Annotated in this window: 27 protein-coding genes and 1 tRNA gene; 8 read left to right on the forward strand and 20 right to left on the reverse strand. The window is 49.5% G+C overall.

Annotated features, from left to right (window positions below):
* Positions 1-21 precede the first annotated feature (21 nt).
* Both FZ040_RS10105 and FZ040_RS10110 read right to left on the reverse strand, forming a co-directional pair.
* Positions 22-231: a hypothetical protein gene (locus FZ040_RS10105; protein ID WP_074514709.1), complete on the reverse strand. Its 210-nt coding sequence runs from the start codon at positions 229-231 to the stop codon at positions 22-24.
* 68 nt (positions 232-299) lie between these two features.
* Positions 300-1,481: a type III PLP-dependent enzyme gene (locus tag FZ040_RS10110; protein ID WP_149171871.1), complete on the reverse strand. Its 1,182-nt coding sequence runs from the start codon at positions 1,479-1,481 to the stop codon at positions 300-302.
* Positions 1,482-1,672: 191 nt separating this feature from the next.
* On the opposite strand from FZ040_RS10110, the gene FZ040_RS10115 reads away from it, so the two are divergent.
* On the forward strand, positions 1,673-2,224 hold the full coding sequence (locus FZ040_RS10115; RefSeq protein WP_149171872.1) for a phosphoribosyltransferase family protein: 552 nt from the start codon (positions 1,673-1,675) through the stop codon (positions 2,222-2,224).
* A gap of 65 nt (positions 2,225-2,289) precedes the next feature.
* Here FZ040_RS10115 and FZ040_RS10120 read toward each other — a convergent pair whose 3' ends face one another.
* The 4 genes from FZ040_RS10120 to FZ040_RS10135 form a co-directional block, all read right to left on the reverse strand.
* Positions 2,290-2,790 (reverse strand): hypothetical protein, encoded by a 501-nt coding sequence (locus FZ040_RS10120; RefSeq protein ID WP_149171873.1) that lies wholly within the window; start codon positions 2,788-2,790, stop codon positions 2,290-2,292.
* Between the two features lie 94 nt (positions 2,791-2,884).
* On the reverse strand, positions 2,885-3,583 hold the full coding sequence (locus FZ040_RS10125) for a hypothetical protein (RefSeq protein ID WP_149171874.1): 699 nt from the start codon (positions 3,581-3,583) through the stop codon (positions 2,885-2,887).
* 136 nt (positions 3,584-3,719) lie between these two features.
* Positions 3,720-3,992, reverse strand: a complete 273-nt coding sequence (locus tag FZ040_RS10130; RefSeq protein ID WP_033169776.1) for an HU family DNA-binding protein — start codon at positions 3,990-3,992, stop codon at positions 3,720-3,722.
* 90 nt (positions 3,993-4,082) lie between these two features.
* Positions 4,083-4,295 carry a hypothetical protein gene (locus FZ040_RS10135; RefSeq protein WP_149171875.1) on the reverse strand — a complete coding sequence of 71 codons (213 nt, stop codon included), beginning with the start codon at positions 4,293-4,295 and terminating at the stop codon, positions 4,083-4,085.
* A 211-nt stretch (positions 4,296-4,506) separates the two neighbouring features.
* On the opposite strand from FZ040_RS10135, the gene FZ040_RS10140 reads away from it, so the two are divergent.
* From FZ040_RS10140 to FZ040_RS10155, 4 genes are all read left to right on the forward strand, one after another.
* On the forward strand, positions 4,507-5,496 hold the full coding sequence (locus tag FZ040_RS10140) for a GGDEF domain-containing protein (protein ID WP_149171876.1): 990 nt from the start codon (positions 4,507-4,509) through the stop codon (positions 5,494-5,496).
* 98 nt (positions 5,497-5,594) lie between these two features.
* A complete protein-coding gene (locus FZ040_RS10145; RefSeq protein WP_149171877.1) occupies positions 5,595-6,194 on the forward strand; it encodes a hypothetical protein in 600 nt (199 codons plus the stop codon).
* A gap of 632 nt (positions 6,195-6,826) precedes the next feature.
* Positions 6,827-7,195: a hypothetical protein gene (locus tag FZ040_RS10150; RefSeq protein ID WP_149171878.1), complete on the forward strand. Its 369-nt coding sequence runs from the start codon at positions 6,827-6,829 to the stop codon at positions 7,193-7,195.
* Between the two features lie 30 nt (positions 7,196-7,225).
* Positions 7,226-7,651 carry a hypothetical protein gene (locus FZ040_RS10155; RefSeq protein ID WP_149171879.1) on the forward strand — a complete coding sequence of 142 codons (426 nt, stop codon included), beginning with the start codon at positions 7,226-7,228 and terminating at the stop codon, positions 7,649-7,651.
* 127 nt (positions 7,652-7,778) lie between these two features.
* On the opposite strand, the gene FZ040_RS10160 is transcribed toward FZ040_RS10155, so the two are convergent.
* The 5 genes from FZ040_RS10160 to FZ040_RS10180 all read right to left on the reverse strand — a co-directional run bounded on the left by FZ040_RS10160 (position 7,779) and on the right by FZ040_RS10180 (position 10,531).
* Positions 7,779-8,351, reverse strand: a complete 573-nt coding sequence (locus FZ040_RS10160; protein WP_149171880.1) for a hypothetical protein — start codon at positions 8,349-8,351, stop codon at positions 7,779-7,781.
* 26 nt (positions 8,352-8,377) lie between these two features.
* Positions 8,378-8,959 (reverse strand): hypothetical protein, encoded by a 582-nt coding sequence (locus FZ040_RS10165; protein WP_149171881.1) that lies wholly within the window; start codon positions 8,957-8,959, stop codon positions 8,378-8,380.
* Between the two features lie 239 nt (positions 8,960-9,198).
* Positions 9,199-9,285 (reverse strand) — tRNA-Leu (locus FZ040_RS10170).
* 68 nt (positions 9,286-9,353) lie between these two features.
* Complete coding sequence (locus FZ040_RS10175) at positions 9,354-9,923, reverse strand: hypothetical protein (protein ID WP_149171882.1); 570 nt, start codon at positions 9,921-9,923, stop codon at positions 9,354-9,356.
* Between the two features lie 215 nt (positions 9,924-10,138).
* Positions 10,139-10,531, reverse strand: coding sequence for a hypothetical protein (locus FZ040_RS10180; RefSeq protein WP_149171883.1), 393 nt, complete (start codon positions 10,529-10,531; stop codon positions 10,139-10,141).
* A gap of 282 nt (positions 10,532-10,813) precedes the next feature.
* On the opposite strand from FZ040_RS10180, the gene FZ040_RS10185 reads away from it, so the two are divergent.
* The gene (locus FZ040_RS10185) at positions 10,814-11,896 is read left to right on the forward strand and encodes an HAD family hydrolase (protein ID WP_149171884.1); all 1,083 of its coding nucleotides are present in this window, start codon (positions 10,814-10,816) and stop codon (positions 11,894-11,896) included.
* A gap of 73 nt (positions 11,897-11,969) precedes the next feature.
* On the opposite strand, the gene FZ040_RS10190 is transcribed toward FZ040_RS10185, so the two are convergent.
* The 6 genes from FZ040_RS10190 to FZ040_RS10215 all read right to left on the reverse strand — a co-directional run bounded on the left by FZ040_RS10190 (position 11,970) and on the right by FZ040_RS10215 (position 18,097).
* Positions 11,970-12,257 carry a LysM peptidoglycan-binding domain-containing protein gene (locus FZ040_RS10190; protein WP_149171885.1) on the reverse strand — a complete coding sequence of 96 codons (288 nt, stop codon included), beginning with the start codon at positions 12,255-12,257 and terminating at the stop codon, positions 11,970-11,972.
* Between the two features lie 102 nt (positions 12,258-12,359).
* Entirely contained in the window at positions 12,360-14,204 is a 1,845-nt protein-coding gene (locus FZ040_RS10195; protein WP_149171886.1) for an acyltransferase family protein, read from the reverse strand.
* A gap of 118 nt (positions 14,205-14,322) precedes the next feature.
* Positions 14,323-14,694 carry a hypothetical protein gene (locus FZ040_RS10200; protein WP_149171887.1) on the reverse strand — a complete coding sequence of 124 codons (372 nt, stop codon included), beginning with the start codon at positions 14,692-14,694 and terminating at the stop codon, positions 14,323-14,325.
* Between the two features lie 81 nt (positions 14,695-14,775).
* The gene (gene mnmL / locus FZ040_RS10205) at positions 14,776-15,783 is read right to left on the reverse strand and encodes a tRNA modification radical SAM protein MnmL/YtqA (RefSeq protein WP_149171888.1); all 1,008 of its coding nucleotides are present in this window, start codon (positions 15,781-15,783) and stop codon (positions 14,776-14,778) included.
* Positions 15,784-15,813: 30 nt separating this feature from the next.
* Positions 15,814-16,269: a GNAT family N-acetyltransferase gene (locus tag FZ040_RS10210; protein WP_149171889.1), complete on the reverse strand. Its 456-nt coding sequence runs from the start codon at positions 16,267-16,269 to the stop codon at positions 15,814-15,816.
* A gap of 40 nt (positions 16,270-16,309) precedes the next feature.
* Positions 16,310-18,097: a B12-binding domain-containing radical SAM protein gene (locus FZ040_RS10215; RefSeq protein WP_149171890.1), complete on the reverse strand. Its 1,788-nt coding sequence runs from the start codon at positions 18,095-18,097 to the stop codon at positions 16,310-16,312.
* Between the two features lie 118 nt (positions 18,098-18,215).
* Between FZ040_RS10215 and pepF the strand changes: the two genes are divergently transcribed.
* Together pepF and rpmB are read left to right on the forward strand one after the other, a co-directional pair.
* Positions 18,216-20,015, forward strand: a complete 1,800-nt coding sequence (gene pepF, locus FZ040_RS10220) for an oligoendopeptidase F (protein WP_149171891.1) — start codon at positions 18,216-18,218, stop codon at positions 20,013-20,015.
* Positions 20,016-20,122: 107 nt separating this feature from the next.
* Positions 20,123-20,314 (forward strand): 50S ribosomal protein L28, encoded by a 192-nt coding sequence (gene rpmB, locus FZ040_RS10225; RefSeq protein ID WP_033169802.1) that lies wholly within the window; start codon positions 20,123-20,125, stop codon positions 20,312-20,314.
* A gap of 169 nt (positions 20,315-20,483) precedes the next feature.
* On the opposite strand, the gene FZ040_RS10230 is transcribed toward rpmB, so the two are convergent.
* The 3 genes from FZ040_RS10230 to hslO form a co-directional block, all read right to left on the reverse strand.
* Entirely contained in the window at positions 20,484-21,272 is a 789-nt protein-coding gene (locus tag FZ040_RS10230) for a helix-turn-helix transcriptional regulator (RefSeq protein ID WP_149171892.1), read from the reverse strand.
* A gap of 351 nt (positions 21,273-21,623) precedes the next feature.
* Complete coding sequence (locus FZ040_RS10235; protein WP_187620305.1) at positions 21,624-22,367, reverse strand: M48 family metallopeptidase; 744 nt, start codon at positions 22,365-22,367, stop codon at positions 21,624-21,626.
* Positions 22,339-23,217, reverse strand: coding sequence for an Hsp33 family molecular chaperone HslO (hslO, locus tag FZ040_RS10240; RefSeq protein ID WP_149171894.1), 879 nt, complete (start codon positions 23,215-23,217; stop codon positions 22,339-22,341). The genes FZ040_RS10235 and hslO overlap by 29 nt, the downstream gene beginning before the upstream one ends.
* Between the last annotated feature and the right edge of the window lie 2 nt (positions 23,218-23,219).

Below are 23,219 nucleotides of genomic sequence, written 5' to 3' on the forward strand. Positions count from 1 at the left end.
GCGGGGGTATTTCTATGTCATTTATTCAGCCTCATGCTCATGCACTTCGGCCTGCTCGTTTTTAAGTGCCTGAATTCCCTGCTGGAATTCTTCCATCGTGAGCGTGAAGTACGGAAGCGTTTTTAAGGCCTCATATACTTCCTGCTGGGATTTGGCACCATCAAGCTTTTCCCCTACGGACTCTTCCGTCAGGGCATGCAGCAGCATATGCTCGATTTCTGCTAGTTCCATTCTGTATTTCTTCCTTTCTACACTGCTGCCAGTTTGACTTGTCAATTGTCAAAAGTCAAATGTCAAGGTCAGACAGCGGCCTCAGCATCATCGTCATTGCTCGTGCTCTGGCGCGCCTCATACTCGGGCTGCTCTTCAAAGATGACCGTCGGCGCCAGATAGAACCCGTTGAAGCGCGTTGCACTGACGCTCGTATACGAGCCCATCTCCGTCACGAGCAGATTGTCGCCGACATGGAGCTCCGGGGCCATAAAGTCACGATAGAGCACGTCGATGCCGTCACAGCTCGGGCCTGCAAAGACCGACGGCTTCTTCTCGCCCTTGCCAAAGCAATGGAGCGGATACGTCCAATGGTCATACATGATGCCCGAGAAGCAGCCATAGATCCCCTCATCGAGGATATACCAAGGCGTGCCCGCGCGGTCCTTCGTACCGATGACCGACGTCACGAGATTGACGGCCGTGCCGCACATGTAGCGTCCCGGCTCGGTCCATACGGCCGTCTCCGGGAACAGGCGGTCAATCTGGCGGTTGATGGCCTGCATCATTGCCGCCAGGTCAACCGTAAGCCCGTCCGCATCGGGCACAGGGAAACCGCCGCCTATATCGAGATCGGTAAGGTGCATGCCGCGAGCTTCCGCCTCATCAAAAAGGTTACGAACTAAGAGCAAGGCCTCCTCATACGCCGCCGTCGACAGCGACTGGCTGCCGACATGGAAACAGATGCCCATCGCATGCAGGCCAGCTTTCTCGGCCTGTTCAAGCAGGTCCAGGGCCTCATCCATCGGCGCGCCAAACTTCGTATTGAGGTCGACGAGCGCCTTGTTGTTGCGAACCTGGATGCGCACGAGAACATCGGCGCCTGGCACGTATTTGGCCATCTTGTCGATTTCCGTCACGTCATCAAACGTGAACCGACGCACGCCATAAGTTGCGGCGGCCTGCAGGCCACGCACATCCTTTACGGGATTGGCATAAATCATACGCGAGCCATCGATGCCAAGCTCTGCCAGCGCTTCCATCTCGCCAGCCGAAGCCACATCGAAATGCGACCCGAGACCAGCCAGCAGCTTGAGGATTTCCGGCGTCGGATTCGCCTTCATCGCATAGTAGACACCTGCACTCGGCAAATGCTTGCGCATAAACTGGTAGTTTTCCTCAACTTTGTCCAGCGATGCCACGAGGAACGGCGTAGGAATCCGCTCTGCCATCTTGTTCATTTCCTTTTCGGTGAGTCTGAAACTCTTCATAACACATTAACACGACCTTTTTGTTAAATTTAAGACCACACAGTCTTATGAAAACATTTTATTACAATCCACACGGATACACAATATAAAATTGAATTTTTTTCGTCAGAATTTCGAATTCCTACATTAAAATTTGCACATTAGATACAAAGAGCGTATAATAGTTCCGTATTAGTTGAGAGAGGTGTACTATGGCTGATAGATTTTATGAATTAACGGTAGCGGGCTGCAAACGCTCCCTGCCAATCCTGAACGTCACGGATAAACTGGCCATTGCCGGCTTCATCATGCTCGGCGACCAGGAGCTCACGCTCGCCTGTGCCAAAGCGCTGGCCAAAAAAGTTCCGCCCGAAACGGATGTTATCCTGACGGCAGAGACGAAGGGTATCCCCCTTGCCGCCGACCTTGCGCGCGAACTTTCCATGCCGCGCTACATCGTCGCCCGCAAATCGGTCAAAGCGTATATGGAAAATGCCATCTGGGTGGAAGATATCTCCATCACGACCAAAGGCGTCCAGAACCTTTGCCTTGACGGCGTCGATGTCGACCGTCTCAAGGGCAAAAACGTCCTGCTGCTCGACGATGTCATCAGCACGGGCGGTTCCATGAAGGCACTGACGGAGCTTACCGAAAAAGCCGGTGGCAAAGTCATCGGCCAGGCCTGTGTACTCGCCGAAGGTGACGCCGCCAACCGCGACGATATCATCTTCCTCGAGCCGCTGCCGTTATTTGATGCAGAATAATAAAATCGGATAAAAAGAAGCCGCAAGGAGAAATCCCTGCGGCTTCTTTTTATCCGATTTTACAATCAGAACTTAACCGTTACACCAGCGCCAACGCCATTTTCGCGTTTGCCGTATTCCGGTTTGAAGTTGTGATAATTGACGTTGACATCAACATTGAACAGCAGGTTCTTGTTGACCCCAACCGTCGTCTCATTGAAGTCTTTGCCAGCAATGTAGGAAGCATAAGCCTCAAAGCCGAGAACTTTCGGCGTGCTTACAGCCACACCGCCAAAAGCCTGGTCTTTATCGCCCGGCAGATTCCAGCGATAACCGCCAATCATCTTGACCTCAGAACCAACGATATCATACTGGAGATAAACATCTCTATGGTCACCATACTGGTCGCGGTCTGCATACTGATAGCCTACCGTCATCTTATTCGTCACTTTGTGCTCGATGTAGGACTCATTCGTGCCTACACCAATAGCCGTCTCATTGGCAGCCATCTGGTTGATTGGAGCAGCCATAACCGCAGCGGAGCTCATCATCAGAGCGCCGAGAGTCAGCAGAGCTGTCTTTTTCATGGAAAAAATCCCTCCTAGAAAAATAAAACAAAAATACTCCTAATAGATTACTCGATTTCCCCGTATCTGTCAAACCGCATTTCCCCCATTGCCCTCAAGGCTGGCGAAGGGTGTCGTAAAGCTCCACCATCTCGCGGATCCACTTGAGTTCCTTGGCGCTCAAATCATGCCGGCGCTGCTTGCCGCCGGTCTTATAGTAAACGATATACGCAGAATCCGACTGCGCAATGCGGCGGTATGCCTCAAGGGTCTTTTTATCCGCATTCATCACATAATTCTCCGCCAGCCAGGACGCGTCCGAAGCCATGTGCTTGTGCAGTTTGGCGGGGTCAAGCACCAGCGTCGTAACCTGCCCGCCAGCATGAATATCCAGCCGGTCGCCAAATATCCAGCCCGTCTGCTCGGAGTCCGTGATGTCATAGAAATAATAAATGTCGTTTTTGAATACGCAGACGCCATTCCGCTCGGCTACAAACGGACGCAGATACACGCCGCTGGGTGGTTTAACCGGCCAGGGGTGCTTATAATAATCCACGCCGCCGCGCGTCTCTATCTCCATCGAATCAGACTGTTTCCGCGCTTTTTCCGGCTTTGCCGCCTCTTCTTTTGGCTTTTCCTTGGCAGCCGTCTCCTGCGCGGCCTTGCGCTCCGCCGCTTCCTCCTGAGCCTCCTGCTCAATCCTTGCCTGCCGCGCGTCATGTTGGATGCTGTAAGCATAATACGCCGCCCCGCCCATGACCATGATAAGCAAATAGAGAATGACCGCTGCTATGATAATCTGTGACTTTTTCAACCTGCTTCCTTCCCTAATTCAAATTCTTTTCCCTGCGAAGGTTCTGCAAAACTTCCATCATTCCCTGCCAGCAATTGTCGTTCTACGCAAAAAGGACATGACAAACTGTCATGCCCTTTTAGTTACTAATCAAAAATTAGTATTTAACGCTGGATTTGAATGCCAGGCTATCGCTAGCAGCGATTTCAATCGTAGCACCCGTCTGCGGGTTACGGCCCTGACGTGCGTTGCGATGAGCTTTTTTGAACGTACCGAAACCGATGAGACGGATTTCAGCGTCAGCCTTAACGCTCTCTTTAACCGTTTCGAGCAGTGCATCAACAACAGCCTTCGTATCTTTCTTGGAAACGCCAGCTGCTTCTGCAACTTTATCTACCAGTGCGGATTTGCTAAGTACTTCTTTTGCCATAGTGAGTTTGTCCCCTTTCACTTTAATAACAAGCGTATTATAGCGAATTATCTTGTAATAGTCAATTATTTTTCTAAAATTCGTCAGATTTCAGCCCATAGCCGTGCGTTCCGCCGCTGCCACAGCATCATTCAAAGCCGCCTCATAGCCAGCCTCAAATCCATCCTGCTCGCAGCTCTGTCCATAGTCCCGCAGCATATCCAGCACATCCTGCAATTGGTCATCGGTCCAATGGCTCATGGCGCACATCGTCCCCAGTTTATCGATGCAGGCAAGTTCCTTTCCCTGTGTAGTTACCGTCATCACAAATCTCCTTTATTCACTTCTTTTTCCAGCAGCTTTACCCCTAAAGCTGACACATTCAACACACCAAAAGTATAGCATGATAAAATAGCAAGAAAAAGTCTTGACATTTGCTTTGCCGAATTTATTTACTCTCCCCCAAAATTATGTTATCATGAAAAACAAATGAAAATACGGTTTTCACAGCTGAGACTGTAAGAGGAAAAACATTATGAACCTTATGATTGAAGCCACTATATTTCTAACAATACTCGCACTCATTTTAACTGGACTTCTCTATCGGGAGCATCGCCGCCGCATCAACCAATGGGATTTTTTCCTATGGATGAGCCGGACCGCTGGATTCTTTGTGTTCGACTACGACCCAATCAGCGACAAAATGCACCTTTCCCCCAGCTGTGCTTCGGTACTGCACCTGCCCGAAACCATCCAAGACTTCCGCACAGCGTCTAAGCGCTTGGATTCGCCCTTGGAAAAACTCGGCATTCATTTTCTCGTACAAGCTATCCAGAAAAATGACATCACGCAGGAGCTGTGCCTCACCTATGCCAACGACCGAACCTGCTTCTACCGCGTCAACAGTCATAAATTCTATGACAAAAACCACCTTGAGGTACGGCGCATTACCGGTTTTTTCTCGGACATCACCTCGCATACGGTAAAAGAGCAGCAGTTAAGGCAAAAAGCTGCCACCGACCAGCTGACGGGTGTCTACAACCGCGGTGCCATTCACGACCTTATCCGCATTGCGCTGAAAAAGGGCATCCCTGGCGCTTTCATCATGCTCGACATCGATTATTTTAAGACCATCAACGATTCATCCGGGCATCAGGCTGGCGACAAAGTCCTGCAACATGTTGTGCAGATTCTCCGCGAACACATCCGCCATACGGACATCATCGGGCGTATGGGCGGCGATGAATTCTGCCTCTACCTTCCCAACATCCCATCCAAAGACTACGCGCAAAAGCTCTGTGAACGAATCTGTGACACCATTCCCTCGTCCATCCACTACGGCACCGAGGACCATCCCGTCACCCTGAGCGTCGGCGGCACCATCACCCACCCCCAGGATACATTCACCAGCTTGTATTCCCGTGCCGACAACGCCCTCTACCAATCCAAACGCCAGGGCCGCAACAAAGTCACCATTGACGACTGCGGGCTTACGCCAAAGGTACACGACCAAAAAAACAACTGACACCAACAAAAAACAGTATCTCCTTTCAGTGGCTTACTCAAAAGGAATAACGGTTATATACAACAAATATATACTAATAATTAGGGAGGAACATTTTTATGAAAACATTACGTGTATTCCCCTTCTTATTTCTTTTGCTATGCCTATGGGTGAACGTAGCAATGGCCAAGTTTTACGTGCCCTTGAGTGATAGTTTAACAACGCAGGAGTTAATCCCAAAATACAATTCAAGGTGTGAGTACCTTCCAAAGCTCATGATATCTCCACATTATCGTTATGAAGAAAATTATTTATTCCATAACGGTCCCAAGGACAGCCTACTAAAAATATACCATTCTATTAATAGTACCGAAGACCTTGCCTCAAGGGTATGTATCGATGAAAATAACAAAATTGATTGCCTCATGGTATCCACAAAATTCCCCATTCACAGCGATTTTGACCTAGCCTTGATCACCGCCGATTTGTTATTTCTGCTAAACGAATACCAAGATGCCGATAAAATTGACAATCTTGTCATCGCCTGTCGTGAAAGCATTCAATCGCAACAAGAAAAAGTGATATGGTCTGAAAACAACCAACGTTACTACGAGATAATCCCCTCTATGGTATCACCTACCGGAGCCTCTTTTCATGGAGCAGCAAATGGACGCAAAATCGCAGGATACACAATAGTATTACAGGCATATATTGAATAATACTCTGGCGGCCACTTTTTCCGCCTTCATTACCTTGCTAAATCCATTTTTGCCCCCCCACCTACGAATCCATCCCTCAAAGCGCTGACAAGTCAAATTGACCGATAAACTGCGTACCTGCGTACCTGTGGGCGGGGCATTATAATAAGGGATGCCTCGATGCAAACCGAACATACGAATAGTCCATTGTAACATTATCGTATCCAGAAAGATTTTCCGAAGATGTATCGAAATTAAGGTGTTATGAAAATTTATATAAAATTATGAGGAGGCTATTCAATTGAAGCTTAAAGGATTAACCACTGCTGCATGGCTCTACGACTTGTATCGGGATAGTGGCAAACGTTGATCCTGCCTGAAATCTGGACTCGCCCACCAGAGGAAGACGCAAAAGCGCGCCATTGCTCTTGCAGCATGGCGCGTTTTTGTATCGGAGATAATATAGGAAAAATAAAAGAGTCTTACGGGTTACCAGCCTGAAGACTCTTTTACCAATGTAATTTAGTGTTCTACATCATTTATTCCTTTTGTAGCTTTATTATACCATCTCCGTCCAGCACTGACAAGTCAATCCAGCTCAATACTAGCAAAAGCATATCGCGAACAGATTTTGTGGCGAAGGAGGTACTGCCATGAAAAGAATAATTGTTTGTTTCATTTGTTTCGCTTTCTTTTCTACTGTTAGCTGTTATCACTCTACGGTAAATGCAGAACGCGTTTACTGCTCTACATCAGATAAAGGATTTGATTTTTTCATAGAAACTGATGAGCTTTTCGGAACAAGAAGCGGATTAACCTATGTCGGCGTATATACCAACAGAGGCGACCATTCGACTTGGTGTTTTCAATATTGGACTGGGGAATATATGTATCAAAATTGGCTGGGCGGCATAAATTCTTCTAATCAGCCTTCGCCATGGAGATATGTAAAGGATTACCCATTAGCCAACGATATATTATATGTCACACTGAAAGAAAAAACTAAACTTCGCGGCGAATAAGGGGATAAACAGCAAAGGAGTGTATCTATTATGAAAAAAATAACTGTTATTTTTTCAGCTTGTATTTTACTCTTATTAATGGCTACCTGCATTGCTGGCCCTTTTCCTAAACACTTAAACGGCGATAGTGATATTATTCAATTACAGCAAAATACTTATATCCGAAAAAGTAGTGTTAATGTAATAAAGTATGCACCCCCAGAATATACAATTTCCATTGAAGTTCTCGTAGGCGACTTTGACGGCAATATTACTAGTAAATATACAAGCAAATTTTTCTATGAGTATGATAATAAAAATATGTATTATCGAGAAACAGGCGAATGGATTTATATTCACCCCACCAGCTTTGAAGCCGTAAATACCGAAATGCGAAGTATTGGTGAAATGGCGTTTTATTTGGCGTATGGCATAAGATTTTTTAACTGCCTGGATGATGAGGTATACAGCAGATAGCCCCCATCAACAGATAAATAATTATATGGTAACATTCTTAACCATCTGTTTTATCATCCGACTCACCACGCTATTCTTACGAATAAAAAGGCAGCCCGATTTATTCGAACTGCCTTTTTTATTATCCCTATCCCTCGAGATTATGTTTGCTATGGGTATACCAATACATATATGGCTTGTTACCATACATCACTTTGTATTTCGTCTTCCCCTTGTTCCATGCAACAACGTTCTCTTTAATATCCATTATAATCTGAGCACGCGGTTCCGATATAATAACCTCCCTTGACGGATAGTCTTTTATCGCTTTTCCTTGAGCATCAATATATCGTCCAACACAAGAAAAATAAACAGCAGGATATTTACCATTGTCTGTATCTTTATTAAAGACAAAAGTCCAACATTCTTCCCGATATAAAATATTTTCCCCATCAATTTGGTTAGCTATATCATCTTCATTATAAACTTTAACATTTGGAATCAATCCATTACAAATCCCACCTTTTAAAGCATAAAAATCAAAATTATAACAAACCTCATTCACGGGAATTTCGATTCTTGACTCAACCCCATCAATATTAGCATGATAAACCTTCACGCCATTTGGACCATCTTCCGCTTTAATATCAGCCATGGCCATCGCCGTCATACCATTCAACAGCACTACCAGCATTAGGAGTATTATTTTTTTACCTAACATAATAATTAATCCCTTTGATCGGATTCTTAATCAATGCTACCAGCATGTATCATAAACACATAACATTGTTCCTCAGGCATATAATGTCGACTGACTAGATATGCCCTGTTGTCCGCTTCAGGTTTAGCAAATACTTTGTTTGTTTTTCCTTGTACAAGCATCTTAGTTTGTGCTGCTATAATTTTTATATCCTTATCCCCTAGGACATCAGACACGGAACATATCATAGCATAAGGAACTAATTCCATCATTACTTGATTCATATTCTGCTTCGGAATCATTACCACATAATTAATCACTTTACCATCACCGCTAGGGCTTACCTCAACGCCGCCCAATACACGGTTCGATTCATTAAAACTTATATATTTACTCGAACTATTCCTAGCTTTACTAAAGCTTAACGAAATCTCACATTTCGAACTTACCACCCCTACCATTCTATTGTATGATTTTATGATTTCAAACATATCCCGTGTATCATTGAGTGGCACTGGTACCGGACTGCATTCACCTCGTCCCCCAAAAGACATAGTTATCACGATTGCTACCGTCATTGCTGCTAATATTTTTTTCATTCGATCACCTCTGGTTTTATTATTCTCCATCTTCTTTTTAATCCCTCCTTAACCGAATAATAAAACCAGAACTATAAAGAAACCGTTTTGTCTTTCTGGCTTTTATACAACTGCAATCACACCACATAAAGCCCCTCCCATGACTAAGGCCTGCTAGAACTATTCACTAGCGGAATCGATGAAGCCTCGAGAGGGAGACATTCATACAGACAAAAAAACAGTAACAAAAAAGACCCCACGAAAACATCGCGAGGCCTTGATAGCACTAATGGTGCCGGAAGCCGGACTTGAACCGGCACGTTGTTGCCAACGGCAGATTTTGAGTCTGCTGCGTCTGCCAATTCCGCCATTCCGGCAAAATGACTTTTAAACATGCGTCATCAACGAATACTAGTATAGCATTGAGTGTTTGATTTGTCAAACACTATTTTTTATCTGGTTTATCCCAGCCCTTCGCCTGCACTTCTTCCCTTGTCTTTTGCTTAATCTGATCGCGGTATTGTTCTACTTCCAGACGAACAGCCTTTAAATCAGACTCATTATAATAATACTCTCCACAGCGTTCATTATAATCCCTTGCCATTTTGTTGTACTCCAGGGCTCCCGTCTCATTTCGTTTGTTCACGCAGGCTTTTAATTCATCGAGTTTGATGTCCATAAACGCCATCCAGCGAAGTTCTTCACGACTCCAAGTGCTCTTCTTACCTCTGGGGGGCTTGGTCATCTTTAGCGGCAAGCCCATCGCCTCTTGTTTCTGCCCGTCAGTCATTTCCTGCGCCGCTGAGGCATCAATATATTGGTAATACATCGGCTTGATTACATGAATCATAAGCAGGCTCAACATCAAACAAAATATTCCCTTGGCCAGGCCGCGCAAAATCTTTGAACCTCCTTGAGATTTCGCTGGCGCTTCCGACGCTTCCTCCTCCGTGGGCTTGACCTTTAAGGCCAGCCGTGCCGCCTCCTGCTGAAGCTGTTCATTCTTATCATCCATTAAGCATCCCTCTTTCTGCTATTTTGTTACACAGACAACTGCCCTTTCCAGTCGTCAAAAAAATTCCTTTTACAGGGTAAACCGTAATTCTTAGATGCTTATGCACTTCTGCTAAAAATCTGATAAAAATATCGCCGCCAAGCAAAAAAGCCCGCATAAAACGGCCAAAGGACTGCTTTATGCGGGCACTGCACTCCATCGGTTGATTTCAAATCTTAAAGGGCTGCACACCGCTGGCACTCCGGGTAGAGGTTTTTCTCCAGCCAGTTTGGCGAGATTTGACGGCTGCGTGGCATAAGCTCATCGAGCAGGCTGGTCTCTGCCCAAAGCAGCGCCTTGGTCTCATCCGCCAGCGTCGCAAATGCCTGCGGCGTTTTACCGCGCAGTTGTCCGCTTATGATTTCATCGACTTCATCTGCAGCTACCGCCGCTTTTTCCAGGGGGTGTTCCGCTGTCTCTGCCGCATCCAAGGCAAAAGCCAGCTCATGGGCAAACGTCCGGAGGCCTGTCTCTAAACTTCCAATCCGCGACGCGGGAATCCACTCCTCGAAATGCCGCTCTGACAGGAACTCACTTAGCCTCTTTTCCAATTTCTCGTGATCACACATACCAATACCTCCTTTGGGTGTCGTTTCGGCCTCCACCGATACGACCGGGAATGTCCTTGCTGGTGATACACTTCGACAGTAACCACGCCGCCACCTGTTCCCCTGTCAAATTTCATGTTACATGATTACACACTCATCCATTCGCATGATATATTTTCGCTATATTCTTTAAATTGTCAGCAGGAAATATTCCCCCTTGCGAGAATATTGGGAGTTAGGGGTAATAGGGACTCTCATCATCCACATTTTTTGAGAGTTGTTTAAAAAGAAAGGGGAAATTTTATGAACAAGAAGAAACTTTGCGCAGCACTGGTAGCTATGAGTTTCGTCGTAGGAACTGGCATGAGCATGAATGTCGATGCCGCCAGCCGCGCCGAAATCGCCAAAATCAGTGTAAAGGAAAACGGAAGCAACTTCCAGTATTGGAATAAAGATTCCGCTTCCTTCAAGGCTCTCACAAATTACGTCAAAGACGTAACCAACAAAAAGAGCAAGAATTATATTCCTGAAGAAGACCGCATTGCCGTATTCGATATGGACGGCACGCTGCTCGGCGAGCGCACGCCTTGCTATTTTGAGTGGATGATGTACCTCGAACGCGCCCTCAATGACCCCTCCTATACGCCATCCAAAGAAGACCGCGAATATGCGCTGGTAGTCAAAAAAGCGATTGAGAACCAGGCTATCCCGGAAGACATGGAAGGCAAAGAGGCAAAATCCCAGGCTTCCGTATTTGCAGGCATGACGCAGGACGAATACAATGCCTTCGTCAGGAAGTTCATGGAAACGCCAGCCGAAGGCCTGACGAACCTCAAACGCGGCGAGGAGTTCTATCTGCCAATGGCAGAAGTTGTCTCCTACCTCAAGAAGAACGATTTTGATATCTGGATTGTATCCGGCTCCGACCGTGACGCTCAGCGTGTGCTGATGGAAGGCGTCCTGCCCATCAAGCGTGACCACTTCATCGGTACCGATATCATGACGCTGGCTTCCGGACAGGGCAATACGGATGGCCTCGAATACGTCTACAACAAAGAAAAAGACACGCTTGTCCGCGGACAGTTTGTCCTCAAAGACGTCAAGATGAACAAAGTATCCAACATCGCCCGTGAAATCGGCCGTCAGCCGGTTCTCGCTTTCGGCAACAGTTCCGGTGATGCTTCCATGTTCAACTACACCATCAGCAAGAACAAATACAAGGCGCTGGCCTTCTCGCTCTGCTGTGATGATCTGGAAGACGACCTCGGCAACATCAAGAAAGCCGACAAGATGAAAGCGGACTGCCAGAAGAATGGCTGGATTCCGGTATCTATGCGCGATGACTGGAAGACCATCTATGGTTACAACGTAAAAGTTGCCAAATAAATAACGTACACGAAAAGGCCACGGCCCTGCGAATACCTCGCAGGGCCGTGGCCTTTATCTTCCCAAATCCTTTTTATTTAAGTTTTTCCCAGTAATTGATCCGCAGGGTATCCCCCGTGCGAATATCCCGTTTCAGCAACCATTCATTGAGTTCGCGGATGCCATCGATGAATTCGTGAATCTCCCGCGCCCCATAGGTATTTTTCTTCATATATTCCCGGGCGATGCTCTCAAGCGTATCGCCACTCTTAACCGTAACAGTCACTTCTACGAGATTCCAGTTTTTCCCGGCTGCTTCGGCGTTCATTCCCCCAAGGCTAATGAACAAGACAGCCATCGCTACGATAAATGCCTTCTTCATTTTTGGTTCCTCCAATCGAACATCTATACCTCTATACCATTAGTATAAATGTTCTTTCGAAGAAAATCAAGTATTTTGTCAGAATAATCTGTTGATTATTTCCTATTGCGCTGCCTTGGCCGACAGCGTCCGCTCCATGCACTCGCGAATGATGCGGGCATAGGCAGCACAACCGTCATCGTTCGGATGGATTCCATCCCGCGACAGCCATTCCGGATGCTTGGACACTTCCGAGTACCAGTCAACAATCGTGACATTCGAATGCGTGGCAGCCACCTTTCGCAGGTATTCATTGTTCGTATCCTGCCAGGTAAGACTCGGCCCGTAAATGTTGACCCAGAAAATCTTGCGTTCCGAGCCCAAAATCTTTAACAATTCCCGCGTCTGCGCTTCATAGCGTTCCTGTCCGGCAATCGGGCCATTTGTCCCGAGCGCAACGACAACAACCTTTCCCAGCCGTCCCTGCGCGGCCAAACTCTGTGCAACAGGAATGCCGCCGCCCACATAACGGGACACTTCACCATCTACGATTGCTCCAGGCAAAACCTTGCGCACATCGCCCGACGCGCCGAGCAGCACCGAGTCACCAATGCAGGCAACTCCCGTTAATTGCTGTGCCACCAGTTTTTCCTGATTCTCCTGCTGTTTTTTCGCCAGCTCAGCAGCCTCGGCGGCAGCACGGGCATTAGCCTCTTCCTGCGCCGCCTTCTGGGCTTCAAGCTTTGCCTTGAGCTCCGACGTCTTCTGGTCCGACGACGTAACAATCCCGTAACTGCCATAGCCCATAAGCGCCACGCCCGGCATCGTGACAATCAGAAAGAATACGCACTGGGCGACGATAAACGAGCTGCCAATAGCCGGTTTTTTCCGCTGCAGCAAAAAGTCTACCATGGCATCCGACCAGATGGTCAGCAAAACGATGGCGAGAAGTTCCAACGCCCAATACTCCGGCCATTTGGTCCAGCCCATGCGGTTGAACAAAAAGATTACCGGATACTGCCAAAGGAAAATGCCATAGCTGCGGCGGCCAATCCAGCCTAGCAGCGGGTTATCCAGTCCGCGGCCAAGTTCCAGACGATTGTCGGCCACCAAATGAATCAGCCAGCAGAACAGCAGCGTCATCACCAGCATTCCCCACTGGTAGGTCGAAGCGGCCTGTCCATCCATGACCGCAAACGCCGTAAACGTCACTGTGAGAATCCCAGCAAAGGCCAAATACTTCAACCAGCTGTAACTGTCCGAGCCAAACCGCAAGCCTGCCGGTTTCTTCGCGCCACGCCAAAAGCCCAGCGCCGACCCCAGCAACAGCGCATAGACGCGCGTGTCGGTTCCATAATACAGGCGCGTAACGTCCATATCCGGTTTATACGCCAGCGGCATGACAGTGGCCGCCGCCAAGCCCAGCAGCGCAAAAAACACCGCACCGCTCCGCTTGCCAAAGATGCTTGCCCAAAGGGTATAGATAAAGAACAGGACCGGCCAAATCAGATAATACTGCAGCTCAATCCCCAAAAACCAAAGATGCGTAAACGGCGACGCATTGGCCATCCGCGTAAAGTAATCCGCATTCTGCTCAATCTGCCACCAGTTGTTATACCCCCAAAGTACCGATTCAGCCTCGGGACGAATGGCCGCAATGACATCCGGCACCAGAAAATGAAACGCCCCAATCGTCGTGAGCATCATAATCAAAAGCGCCGGATAAATGCGCTTAATGCGCTTTCCGTAATAACGGAACACGCCAAACGAACCACTCTCCCAGCTTTTTACGCTTGTGAACGCCAGCAAAAAACCAGTCAGTACGAAGAAAAGCGAAACGCCCAAATAGCCGCCCTTAATCGTATCCGGAAACATATGAAAAAGCGTGACCCCAACAATAGCCAACGCGCGAAGTGCATCCAATCCCGCGATACGGTTCTGTCTGCCAATGCTTTGAAAAACTTTCATTCGATAAACACTACTCCTAAAACTTCAAGCTCCTAAACTTACCTTACGCATTATAGCATAACTTAATAAGAACGAAAAGAACACCTCCTGGGAAATTATTCCCAAGAGGTGTTCTCCTTCAAAGCCATTGTTCACTTACCGTCCAATCTACCGGCTTCGGTACAATATCATCCGAATGCAGGGGAAGCTCCAACGGTCTTAAATCTGCCGCCCGGGGTCTCCAGCGGCAGCGCCGTTCGGATTCACCGCTCTCCTTATCCGGTGCACTGATGCAGGACAGCTGACAGCTTCCCAGATCACGGATCCACCCGTCAATCTGGTCTGCAATGACAGCCAGCTGCGCCTCGGAAAACGCCGCATGTTTACGGCGAATGATTCCATTGCCGATTGCATCGAGCTCCACGCGCCCCGACACATCCTGCCAGGACGGTCCAAACGCATAAAGCTCATTTTCCCCCAAAGGCCCTATCCGCTCAATCCAAACCCGCATAATATCGCCCCTTTCACAATCCCAAGTGAACACCCACTCTTTTATACTGTGGTATTAGACATTTAAGGGGTAATATCCTGCTTAGTCGGACAAAAACTTTCGCACTGCCGGGCCATTGAGGTACTTACAAAGCCGTCCCTGATACTGGCCATTTGCCGCCATCGTGGCGGTGATGTTGTCGCGAATCTTCCACCAGCCCGTATGCCAATTGGAAAACAGCGTGTTCGTCTCGGGCGCCCGGCCAATGATGCGCTGCAAGACGATGTCAGGGGCCAGATGCTCAAGGAACGTGATGACGCGCGCCTCGTATTCCTCGCGCGAGACAAGTGTGAGCTCCCCTGCCTCATACTGGCGCGCCATCTCCGTGCCCTTGACGATGTAGAGCGCATGGAGCTTGACCTGATCGACGCCGAGCGCTGAGAGCACCTTGGCATCCTCGATGACATCGGTCCTATCATCCCAGGGAAGGTTCAGGATAAGGTGCGCACACGACTGCAGGCCATGTGCCTTGATGCGCAAAACCGCATCGAGAAACTCGCCGAGCGTATGACCGCGGTTGATTTTCTGCAGCGAACGGTAGTTAACGCTCTGCAGGCCAAGTTCCACGCAGATGTCAATGCCGAGCTTATCTGCTTCCTCGCGCAGCATCTCCAGATACTCATCGCTCACACAGTCAGGCCGCGTGGCAATGTAAATCGCCACGATATCCTCGCCAGCACCAGCCTCCTGCACCCAGCCCCGCAATGTTTCCAGCGGCGCATACGTATTGCTGAAGTTCTGGAAATACGGGATAAATTTCTTGGCCTTGTACTTTGGAATGATATGGGCCTTGTTCGCCGCAAGCTGCGCCGTAATTGTCATATCAGCTGGCAGATTCTCATAGCCTGCGCCAATCGAACCGCAAAACGTGCAGCCAGCCCCGCCATTGCCACATTCGCCAATGCGATTAGGTGATGTCAAATTACTGGTGGTAATACTTCCATCCCTGTTCGGGCACGTAACCGGCAAAGCCACCGGCAGCTTATAAACCTTCTCCCCATAACGTTCCTTTAAATAATCCGAAAAAGTCCGATATATATCATGTTCCATATCCTATCCCCCAGCGAATGATTTCCGTACTCATGCTGCCGTTGTCAGCGCTTTTAAAAACAACAGTACCTTTCCATCTTTTTGATTCCTATAAACATACCCGTCCGTTTCAAACTGCAATTTTTCATGCAGCCGGATGCTCGCAACATTGTCCGCCCTTACCTGGTCTTGAACAATGGCGAACCCTTTTTCTCGCACGCATTCCTCCAGCTGTGTCAAAGCCTTAAACGCATAGCCTTTTTTTCGTTCGCCTTCCCATACGTCAACACCGAAGGAAACAACGCTTTTGCTATGTTCAAACCACGAGCAGAACCCCACGATTTCATCGTCATGCACAATGGCCAGCATCGCAAACCGCCTGCCACAATGTGTTTTCTCGTTCCATTCGCGAATCAGCTGCTCAATTTCTGCCCGCGCTTTCGCAGGATATCGTTTTTCCTGAACAGCTGCCGCATCACGCAACGTAAAGTGCCTTAAAGCTATCATATATCTCACCACTAATTTATCTTTTTACAATCCAAACCAATCACTTCTTCGCCATACCATCGAGGTCTAGGCTTATCGTTTGATCTACCGGCTCTGCCGCCGTGTAGTCGAATAATACCGCCGTCCGTTGACTGGTCAATGTCTTGTCTTCTGCCTCCATTACATTGTAGGCAAAGATTTCGATATGGTACTTCTTGTTGACATCCCGCCAGTTGGTAAATTCATAGCCAGGCAAGTACTCGCGCACGCGGCTCGGGGCGCCTTTCCAGAAATCGGCCGTGATGTCCTGATAGTTTTGCCGGTTCCAGTCTAGATTTTCGGGGCGGATGCGGCCGCCGTCGGCCAGCAGGGCATCATAGCGCAGGAGATTGTCTAGTAGTTTCCTATCGAGCGCATAGGCCTGGCTCGCAAAGTCGCGCAGATAGCCGTAGAGATTTTTCGTACTATGGCCGATTTTATGGAAACCTTTTTCCTCCCACCAGTCAGTGAATTTCTGCCAGAACGCAAACGCATCGCCGTCCTCCTGCTCGCGGATGATATAATTGGCCGTCTTGCGGCAGCGGCCTGCATTATAGTAGAGCTCAAAAACCATCTCAAAGCTGTGGAACCAGCGGATTTCGCCATAGCTCAGCGCATCGGTCACGAGCACTTCGTAGGGCGCCATCGGCATGTACTGATAGCCATAGGGCGTTACGAGATTCATCATCGCCGCGCCCTTGAGGAATTTCAAAAAGCCCAGCTGCAGCATATCGGTCTGCAGTTCGTAGACATCGTTAAACGAGCGCTGGAACGACGCCATTCCTTCCCTGGGCAGACCGATGATGAGGTCGACATGCAGATGCATATTGTGAAAGCTCATGATGCGGTTGATATGCGCCTTGATGTCCGCCCAGTGATTGACGCGCGAGACGGCCTTCAGCACCTGCTCATTCGTCGACTGGATGCCGATTTCCAGCTGCACGCGTCCCTTGGGCAATTGTCCAAGCACCGTCAGCACTTCCTCGTCGAGGTAATCGATGGCGACCTCGAAATGAAAATTCGTGCGGCACGAATCCGGCAGGGCCAGCAAATATTTCAAAATCGGCAGGAAATGGCTCTTCTTCGCATTGAAGGTGCGGTCGACAAACTTGACCTGCCGCACATCATGGCGCACGAAAAAGTCGAGCTCGGCAAAAACGCGTTCCAATGGCAAGTAGCGCACGCCCGCCGTCGCACAGGACAGGCAGTAGGCACACGAAAACGGACAGCCGCGCGACGTCTCATAGTAGAGAATGCGCTCGCAGATATCGGCCATCTCGTCCTCACGATAGGCAAAGGGCACAGCGGCAAGATCTGCCACCGTCACATCATGGCCCTCATGGACGGTACCATCGGCGCCGCGCCAGGCGATGCCGCGGATTTCTGACTGGTCAAGCAGGGCATTGACTTTTGACCGGTCAAATTGACAAGTCAAAAGCTGACTTGTCAATTGGCGGATTGACTCCTCGCCCTCGCCGCGCAGCACATAGTCGACCATTGGGAAATCGCGCATAAAATCCGCCGTGCCATAGGATACCTCGGGCCCGCCGCAGATGATGACCGTATCGGGAAGCGCCGCCGGCAGCAGGCGCAGCAGCCGCTTTACGACCTCGATATTCCAGATATAGCACGAAATGCCAAGGACTTTCGGCTGCTGCTCATAGATTTCGCCGAGCATATCCAAAAGCTGATGATTGATGGTGAGTTCCAAAATCCGCGAGCCAGGCACGGCCTCGCGCAAATAGCGAATAGCCAGCGACGTATGGGAATACTTGGCATTGATGCCCAGCCATAAAATATCTTCTGTCAATTGTCTTCTCCTTACTGATACACCGTATATAACCTACTTATTCTACCACATTACGGTTGCGTGTGGTATGTGTTATAATAATATAGTTGAGAACATTTCTAAGCGAAAGGACGATACTATGACAAGTCAAAATAAATTAGCCCGCCGTGAGGATATTCCCGAAACGGCCAAATGGCACTTAAACGATATTTTTGCCACCCATGACGACTGGCAAACAGCCCGCGACGCTATCGAAGGCCAGCTTACGGAAATCAAACAGTTTGCGGGAAAACTCTCGGACCCGCAGCAGCTTTTAGACTGCCTGACCAAAGTCGACACGATGGAGATAAACCTTTGCGCGGTCTTTGCCTATGCGCGCATGATGGCCGACACCGATACGGCCAATCAATCGTATCAGGCCGATACCGCCAGCTGCCTGCCGCTGCTCGACCAGGCATCAGCAGCCTGCGCTTTCATCGAGCCGGAACTCCTCTCCCTGCCCGAAGAAACACTGCGCACTATGGCCGATAAGCTGCCAGGCCTTAAAAAATACCAATTCCGTTTCCAAGACCTGCTGCGCGGCAAGGAACATGTGCTGACGACCGAGCAGGAGGCCTTCCTTGCACGCACCGGCGAAATCCGCGCAACGGCCCGCAACACCTACACGGTCATGACCAATGCCGATATGAAGTTCCCCGACACCCTCGGCGAGGACGGCAAACTCACGACCCTTTCCGAGAGCCGCTACATGCAGTTTATCCGCTCCAAGGACGGCAAAGTGCGCGCCGATGCGTTCCACAAGCTCTTTACCACCTACCTTTCGTTCCGCAATACGTTTGCGAGCCTTTACAGCTCCTCGGTAAAAGCCAGCCAGTTTATCAGCACGACACGCCACTATCCCTCGATGCTTGAAGCGGCGCTCGACGCGGGCAATATCCCCGTAAGCGTCTACGAACAGACGATAAACGTCACCCACGAGTTCCTGCCCGAACTCCACCGCTATATGGAGCTCAAGAAAAAACTGCTCGGCGTCAAGGAACTTCACATGTATGACCTCTATGTGCCCGTTGTCGAAAAACCGAAAACACCTTACACCTACGACGAGGCCCGCACTATCTTAAAAGAGGCGCTGGCACCGCTTGGCGGGCAGTATCTAAAAGACCTCTTCACCGGTCTCGATGGCGGCTGGGTTGACCGCCTCGAAAACGAAGGCAAGCGCAGCGGCGCCTACTCCTGGGGCGTCTATGGCGTGCACCCCTTCGTGCTCATGAGCTGGCACGATACCTACGATGCCGTCTCGACGCTGGCCCACGAGATGGGCCACAGCATGCACAGCTTCTACAGCGCCAAGAATCAGGAATACACGAACTCCGAATACACGATTTTCTGCGCTGAGGTCGCCTCCACCACCAACGAAAACCTGCTGCTCGAATACATGCTGAAGCATGCGGATGAAAAGGACCGCCTCTATTATCTAAACCTTTATCTCGAGCAGATTCGCACGACGGTCTTCCGTCAGGTGCTCTTTGCCGAGTTTGAAAAACTCACGCACGAAGCCGTCGAAGCAGGCGAGGCTTTGACCGCCGACAACCTCGAAGGAATCTGGATGGACCTCAACCGCAAGTATTACGGCGAAGACGTCGTGCTCGACGACGAGCTGCGCGCCGAGTGGTCGCGCATCCCGCACTTCTACCGTCCGTTCTACGTCTACCAGTACGCGACCGGCTATGCGGCCGCCATGACGCTCTCCGAGAAAGTCCGCACGCAGGGCGAGCCAGCGCAAAAGGCTTATCTTTCGTTCCTCGCCAGCGGCGGCAGCGACTACTCCATCAAGCTGCTGCAAAACGCCGGCGTCGACATGACGAGCCGCGAGCCGTTTGCCATCACGTTTAAGAAATTCTCCCACTGTCTCGACCAGCTGGAAAAAATCATCAAATAATTCAGCCTGTCAAGGTTTTTTACTTGCATCAGCAAAAAATTTATGCTAGAATACTTGTATTGTGTTGTTAGGGGTAACTATGCTCCTACGTTAAGGAGGTGTAACACATGGCAAGTGTTTGCGAAGTTTGTGCAAAGGGTCAGCTGTCTGGTAACAACGTCAGCCATTCCCACCTGAAGACGAAACGTGCTTGGAAACCGAACATCCAGCGTGTCCGCGCTGTTGTTGACGGCGAGGTCAAACGCGTCAACGTCTGCACGCGCTGCCTGCGTTCCGGTAAGGTTCAGCGTGCCCTCTGATTTGCGCATAATATCAAAAGCTGATATATCATAAAGAAAGCGAAAGAGCTCGTCTCTTTCGCTTTCTTTATTTTTATCGATAGTTTTTAGCCGCCAAAAAACGCATGAGCCTGGCCGCAGTTGCGGTCAAACTCATGCGTTTTTTGAATTCCCGTTTATCTTTTGCCTCTTAAATGCTAAGGGGCATCACATCTTCCAAGACGCAGCGGCACATCACCGAGGCGCGGTTTGGTTCCTTCATCTTTTTGCAAATGGTATAAACGTGTTTTTTGACGGTGCTCTCCGCGCTGTTCACGCGTTCGCTTATCTGGCGGTTCGACCAGCCGCGGCACAGGAGTCCCGTTATCTGTATTTCGCGTTCCGTCAGCCTAAAGCGCTGTTTTAACACCGTCCGGATTCGCTGATTCCTGTCATTCTGCGGATGAAACGCATATAAGCGCTGGGCAATATGCGGCTCGATGCAGCGGAGCTTCATCAATTCCTGTTCCGTAAAATTCCCCATCTCTTTGGGGCGAAGCAGTCCGAATTTTCCCAGCAGCAGATCATTTTTTACCAGCCACAGCTTGCAACTGTAATGCATGCCGATAGGCTTGCGCACCTGCTGATAAAAATCCGAGCTCTCCAAAAACTCCTCGCTTAGCACATCCGTATCCCGGAACACCAGCGACTCCCTGCGCCACTCCAGCGACCGGTATGGATACGATTTCCCCAGGCGCAGAGCTCTGGCCGCCATTTCCTCAAAAGATGGCATCGTGAAACTCCATTTATAGCTCATCGGCCGAACATGGCGTTTATCATCGTTTTTGTTCAACAGGATAAACGAAACCCCGCAGGCAAACGGAACCAAGCTTTCCAAGGCCTCAAAAACAGCCTGCCGGTATTCATCGACACTGGCCTCATAACATTTCAGCACAGCCATCGTCATCACATGGCATTCATTCTCATCCAAATAAAGCATATCCCTTGCCTCTCCCGTCTCATCTCATTCTCATTTCATTATAACGCCATTATCCCTATTTTGCTATAACGAAAATCCTCTGTCCCGCTTCCCTCAACCGCCATCTTTCCCACAAAAACAAAGAAGCGAGCCCTTCAAGGCTCGCCCCAAAAAACATATAATCCCCTATACCACTCAGCTTCCCCAAGCCTCATAGCAACCACCGGAGAATCGTCAATCTCAACGTACAAGATAACAATTCATCCCTCTTAATCCAATCCGATGGCTCCTCTATTATAAAGAACCATTTCTGTCTTTACAATTCATCGGTAGTAGGAGATATTCGTTTTTCTACCACTTTAGTAGTAGAATTCAAGCAAAATCTGCCCGCTTATTGAGCTCCTGCCGGATTCGCCGCCAGTCGGGACAGTATTTATCCATCCGCGCCTTAAACGCCGGGCCATGATTGGCCACCCAGAGGTGCGTGAGTTCATGCAGCATGACGTATTCAAGCGCCTCGGGCTTGTACTTAGCCAGCTGTAAATTGAGCCAGACGCGGGTCTTTACGATATTGCAAGTGCCCCAGCGCGTCTTCATATTGCGGATGCGGCATTCAGCGGCTTTCTTACCAACGATGGCTTCACAGCGCGGCAAGAGTTTTGGAATCGCCTGTTCGAGCTGGCGGCGGTAAAGACCGTTGACGATTTCCCGCCGCTGTTCTACGGTCGCATACGATGGAACCGTGAGGATTATCCGCGTTTCCTTGCAAAACACCGACGCCTGCCGGCTGGCCGAATCGCGCACGACAAGGTCATAATACTGCCCCCAAAGCGGGACTTTATCTCCCGTCTGATATTGACGAGTCAAATTTTGACTTGTCAATTTTTCCCGCATGGCCTGTTGCTTTTTCCCGACCCACTGCCAGTGTTTGGCCAAAAAATCCGTGACCGCCTCACGCTTCATGCGCAAGGGCGCCGTCACTTCAATGCGTCCATCGGGCTTCTGCACGCGCAGGTACATATTCTTGATTCGCTTGCGCTTTACATATACGACCTGCCCCGCAAAAGGAAAGATTTCCTCACGCATATCAGTTCCGGCGCTTTTCGGCTTCGTCAAAGATTGCCTGCAGTTCCTCGCCTGTGAACTCGTATTTCTCGTTGCAGAAATGGCAGCAGACTTCGGCATGGCCATCGTCGACGAGCGTCTGGAGGTCCGCCTTGCCAAGGCTCAGCAGTACTTCGCTGATGCGCTCTTTCGAGCACTGGCACTTAAATGCCAGATCCGTCGTCGTCATGTAGTTGACCTCAAAGCCCTGCAGGAGCTCGGCGATGATGCCCTTGGCATCGAGACCGCGCTCGACCATATGCGAAACGGAGTTTACCGTGCGCAGGTTAGCTTCGAGCTTATCGATGCACTCGTCGGTGGCATCAGGCAATGGCTGGATGATAAAGCCGCCCGCGCCGATGCACTTGAAGTCAGGATTTACGAGGACACCAAGGCCGACGCTCGACGGCGTCTGCTCGGAGACATAGAGATATTTCGTGAGGTCGTCGGCAATCTCGCCATCGGTGATTTCCGTACTGCCCGTAATCGGGTTCTTGAGCCCCGTAAAGCGCGTGACCGAAACCATGCCTTTGCCGACACCGCCGCCGACATCAATCTTGCCGAGGCTGTTGAGCGGCAGGTTGACATGCGGCTCGTCGATGTAACCGCGCACAAAGCCCTCGGGCGTTGCATCCGCCGTCACCTTGCCGAGCGGGCCGTCGCCATCAAATTTTATCGTCAGCGCTTCTTTGTTCTTGAGGTTGGCCGCCATCAAGAGCGCCGCCGTCATCGTGCGGCCCAGGGCGGCAGCCGCTACCGGATAGCAGTCATGACGGCAGATTGCCTCGTTGACGAGGTCCGTCGTAACGGCCGCATAGATGCGCACGCCCTCAGCCGTTGCTTTTACTAAATGGTCTTTCATGG

The organism is Pseudoselenomonas ruminis, from assembly GCF_008271295.1.
Classification (GTDB): domain Bacteria; phylum Bacillota; class Negativicutes; order Selenomonadales; family Selenomonadaceae; genus Selenomonas_A; species Selenomonas_A ruminis.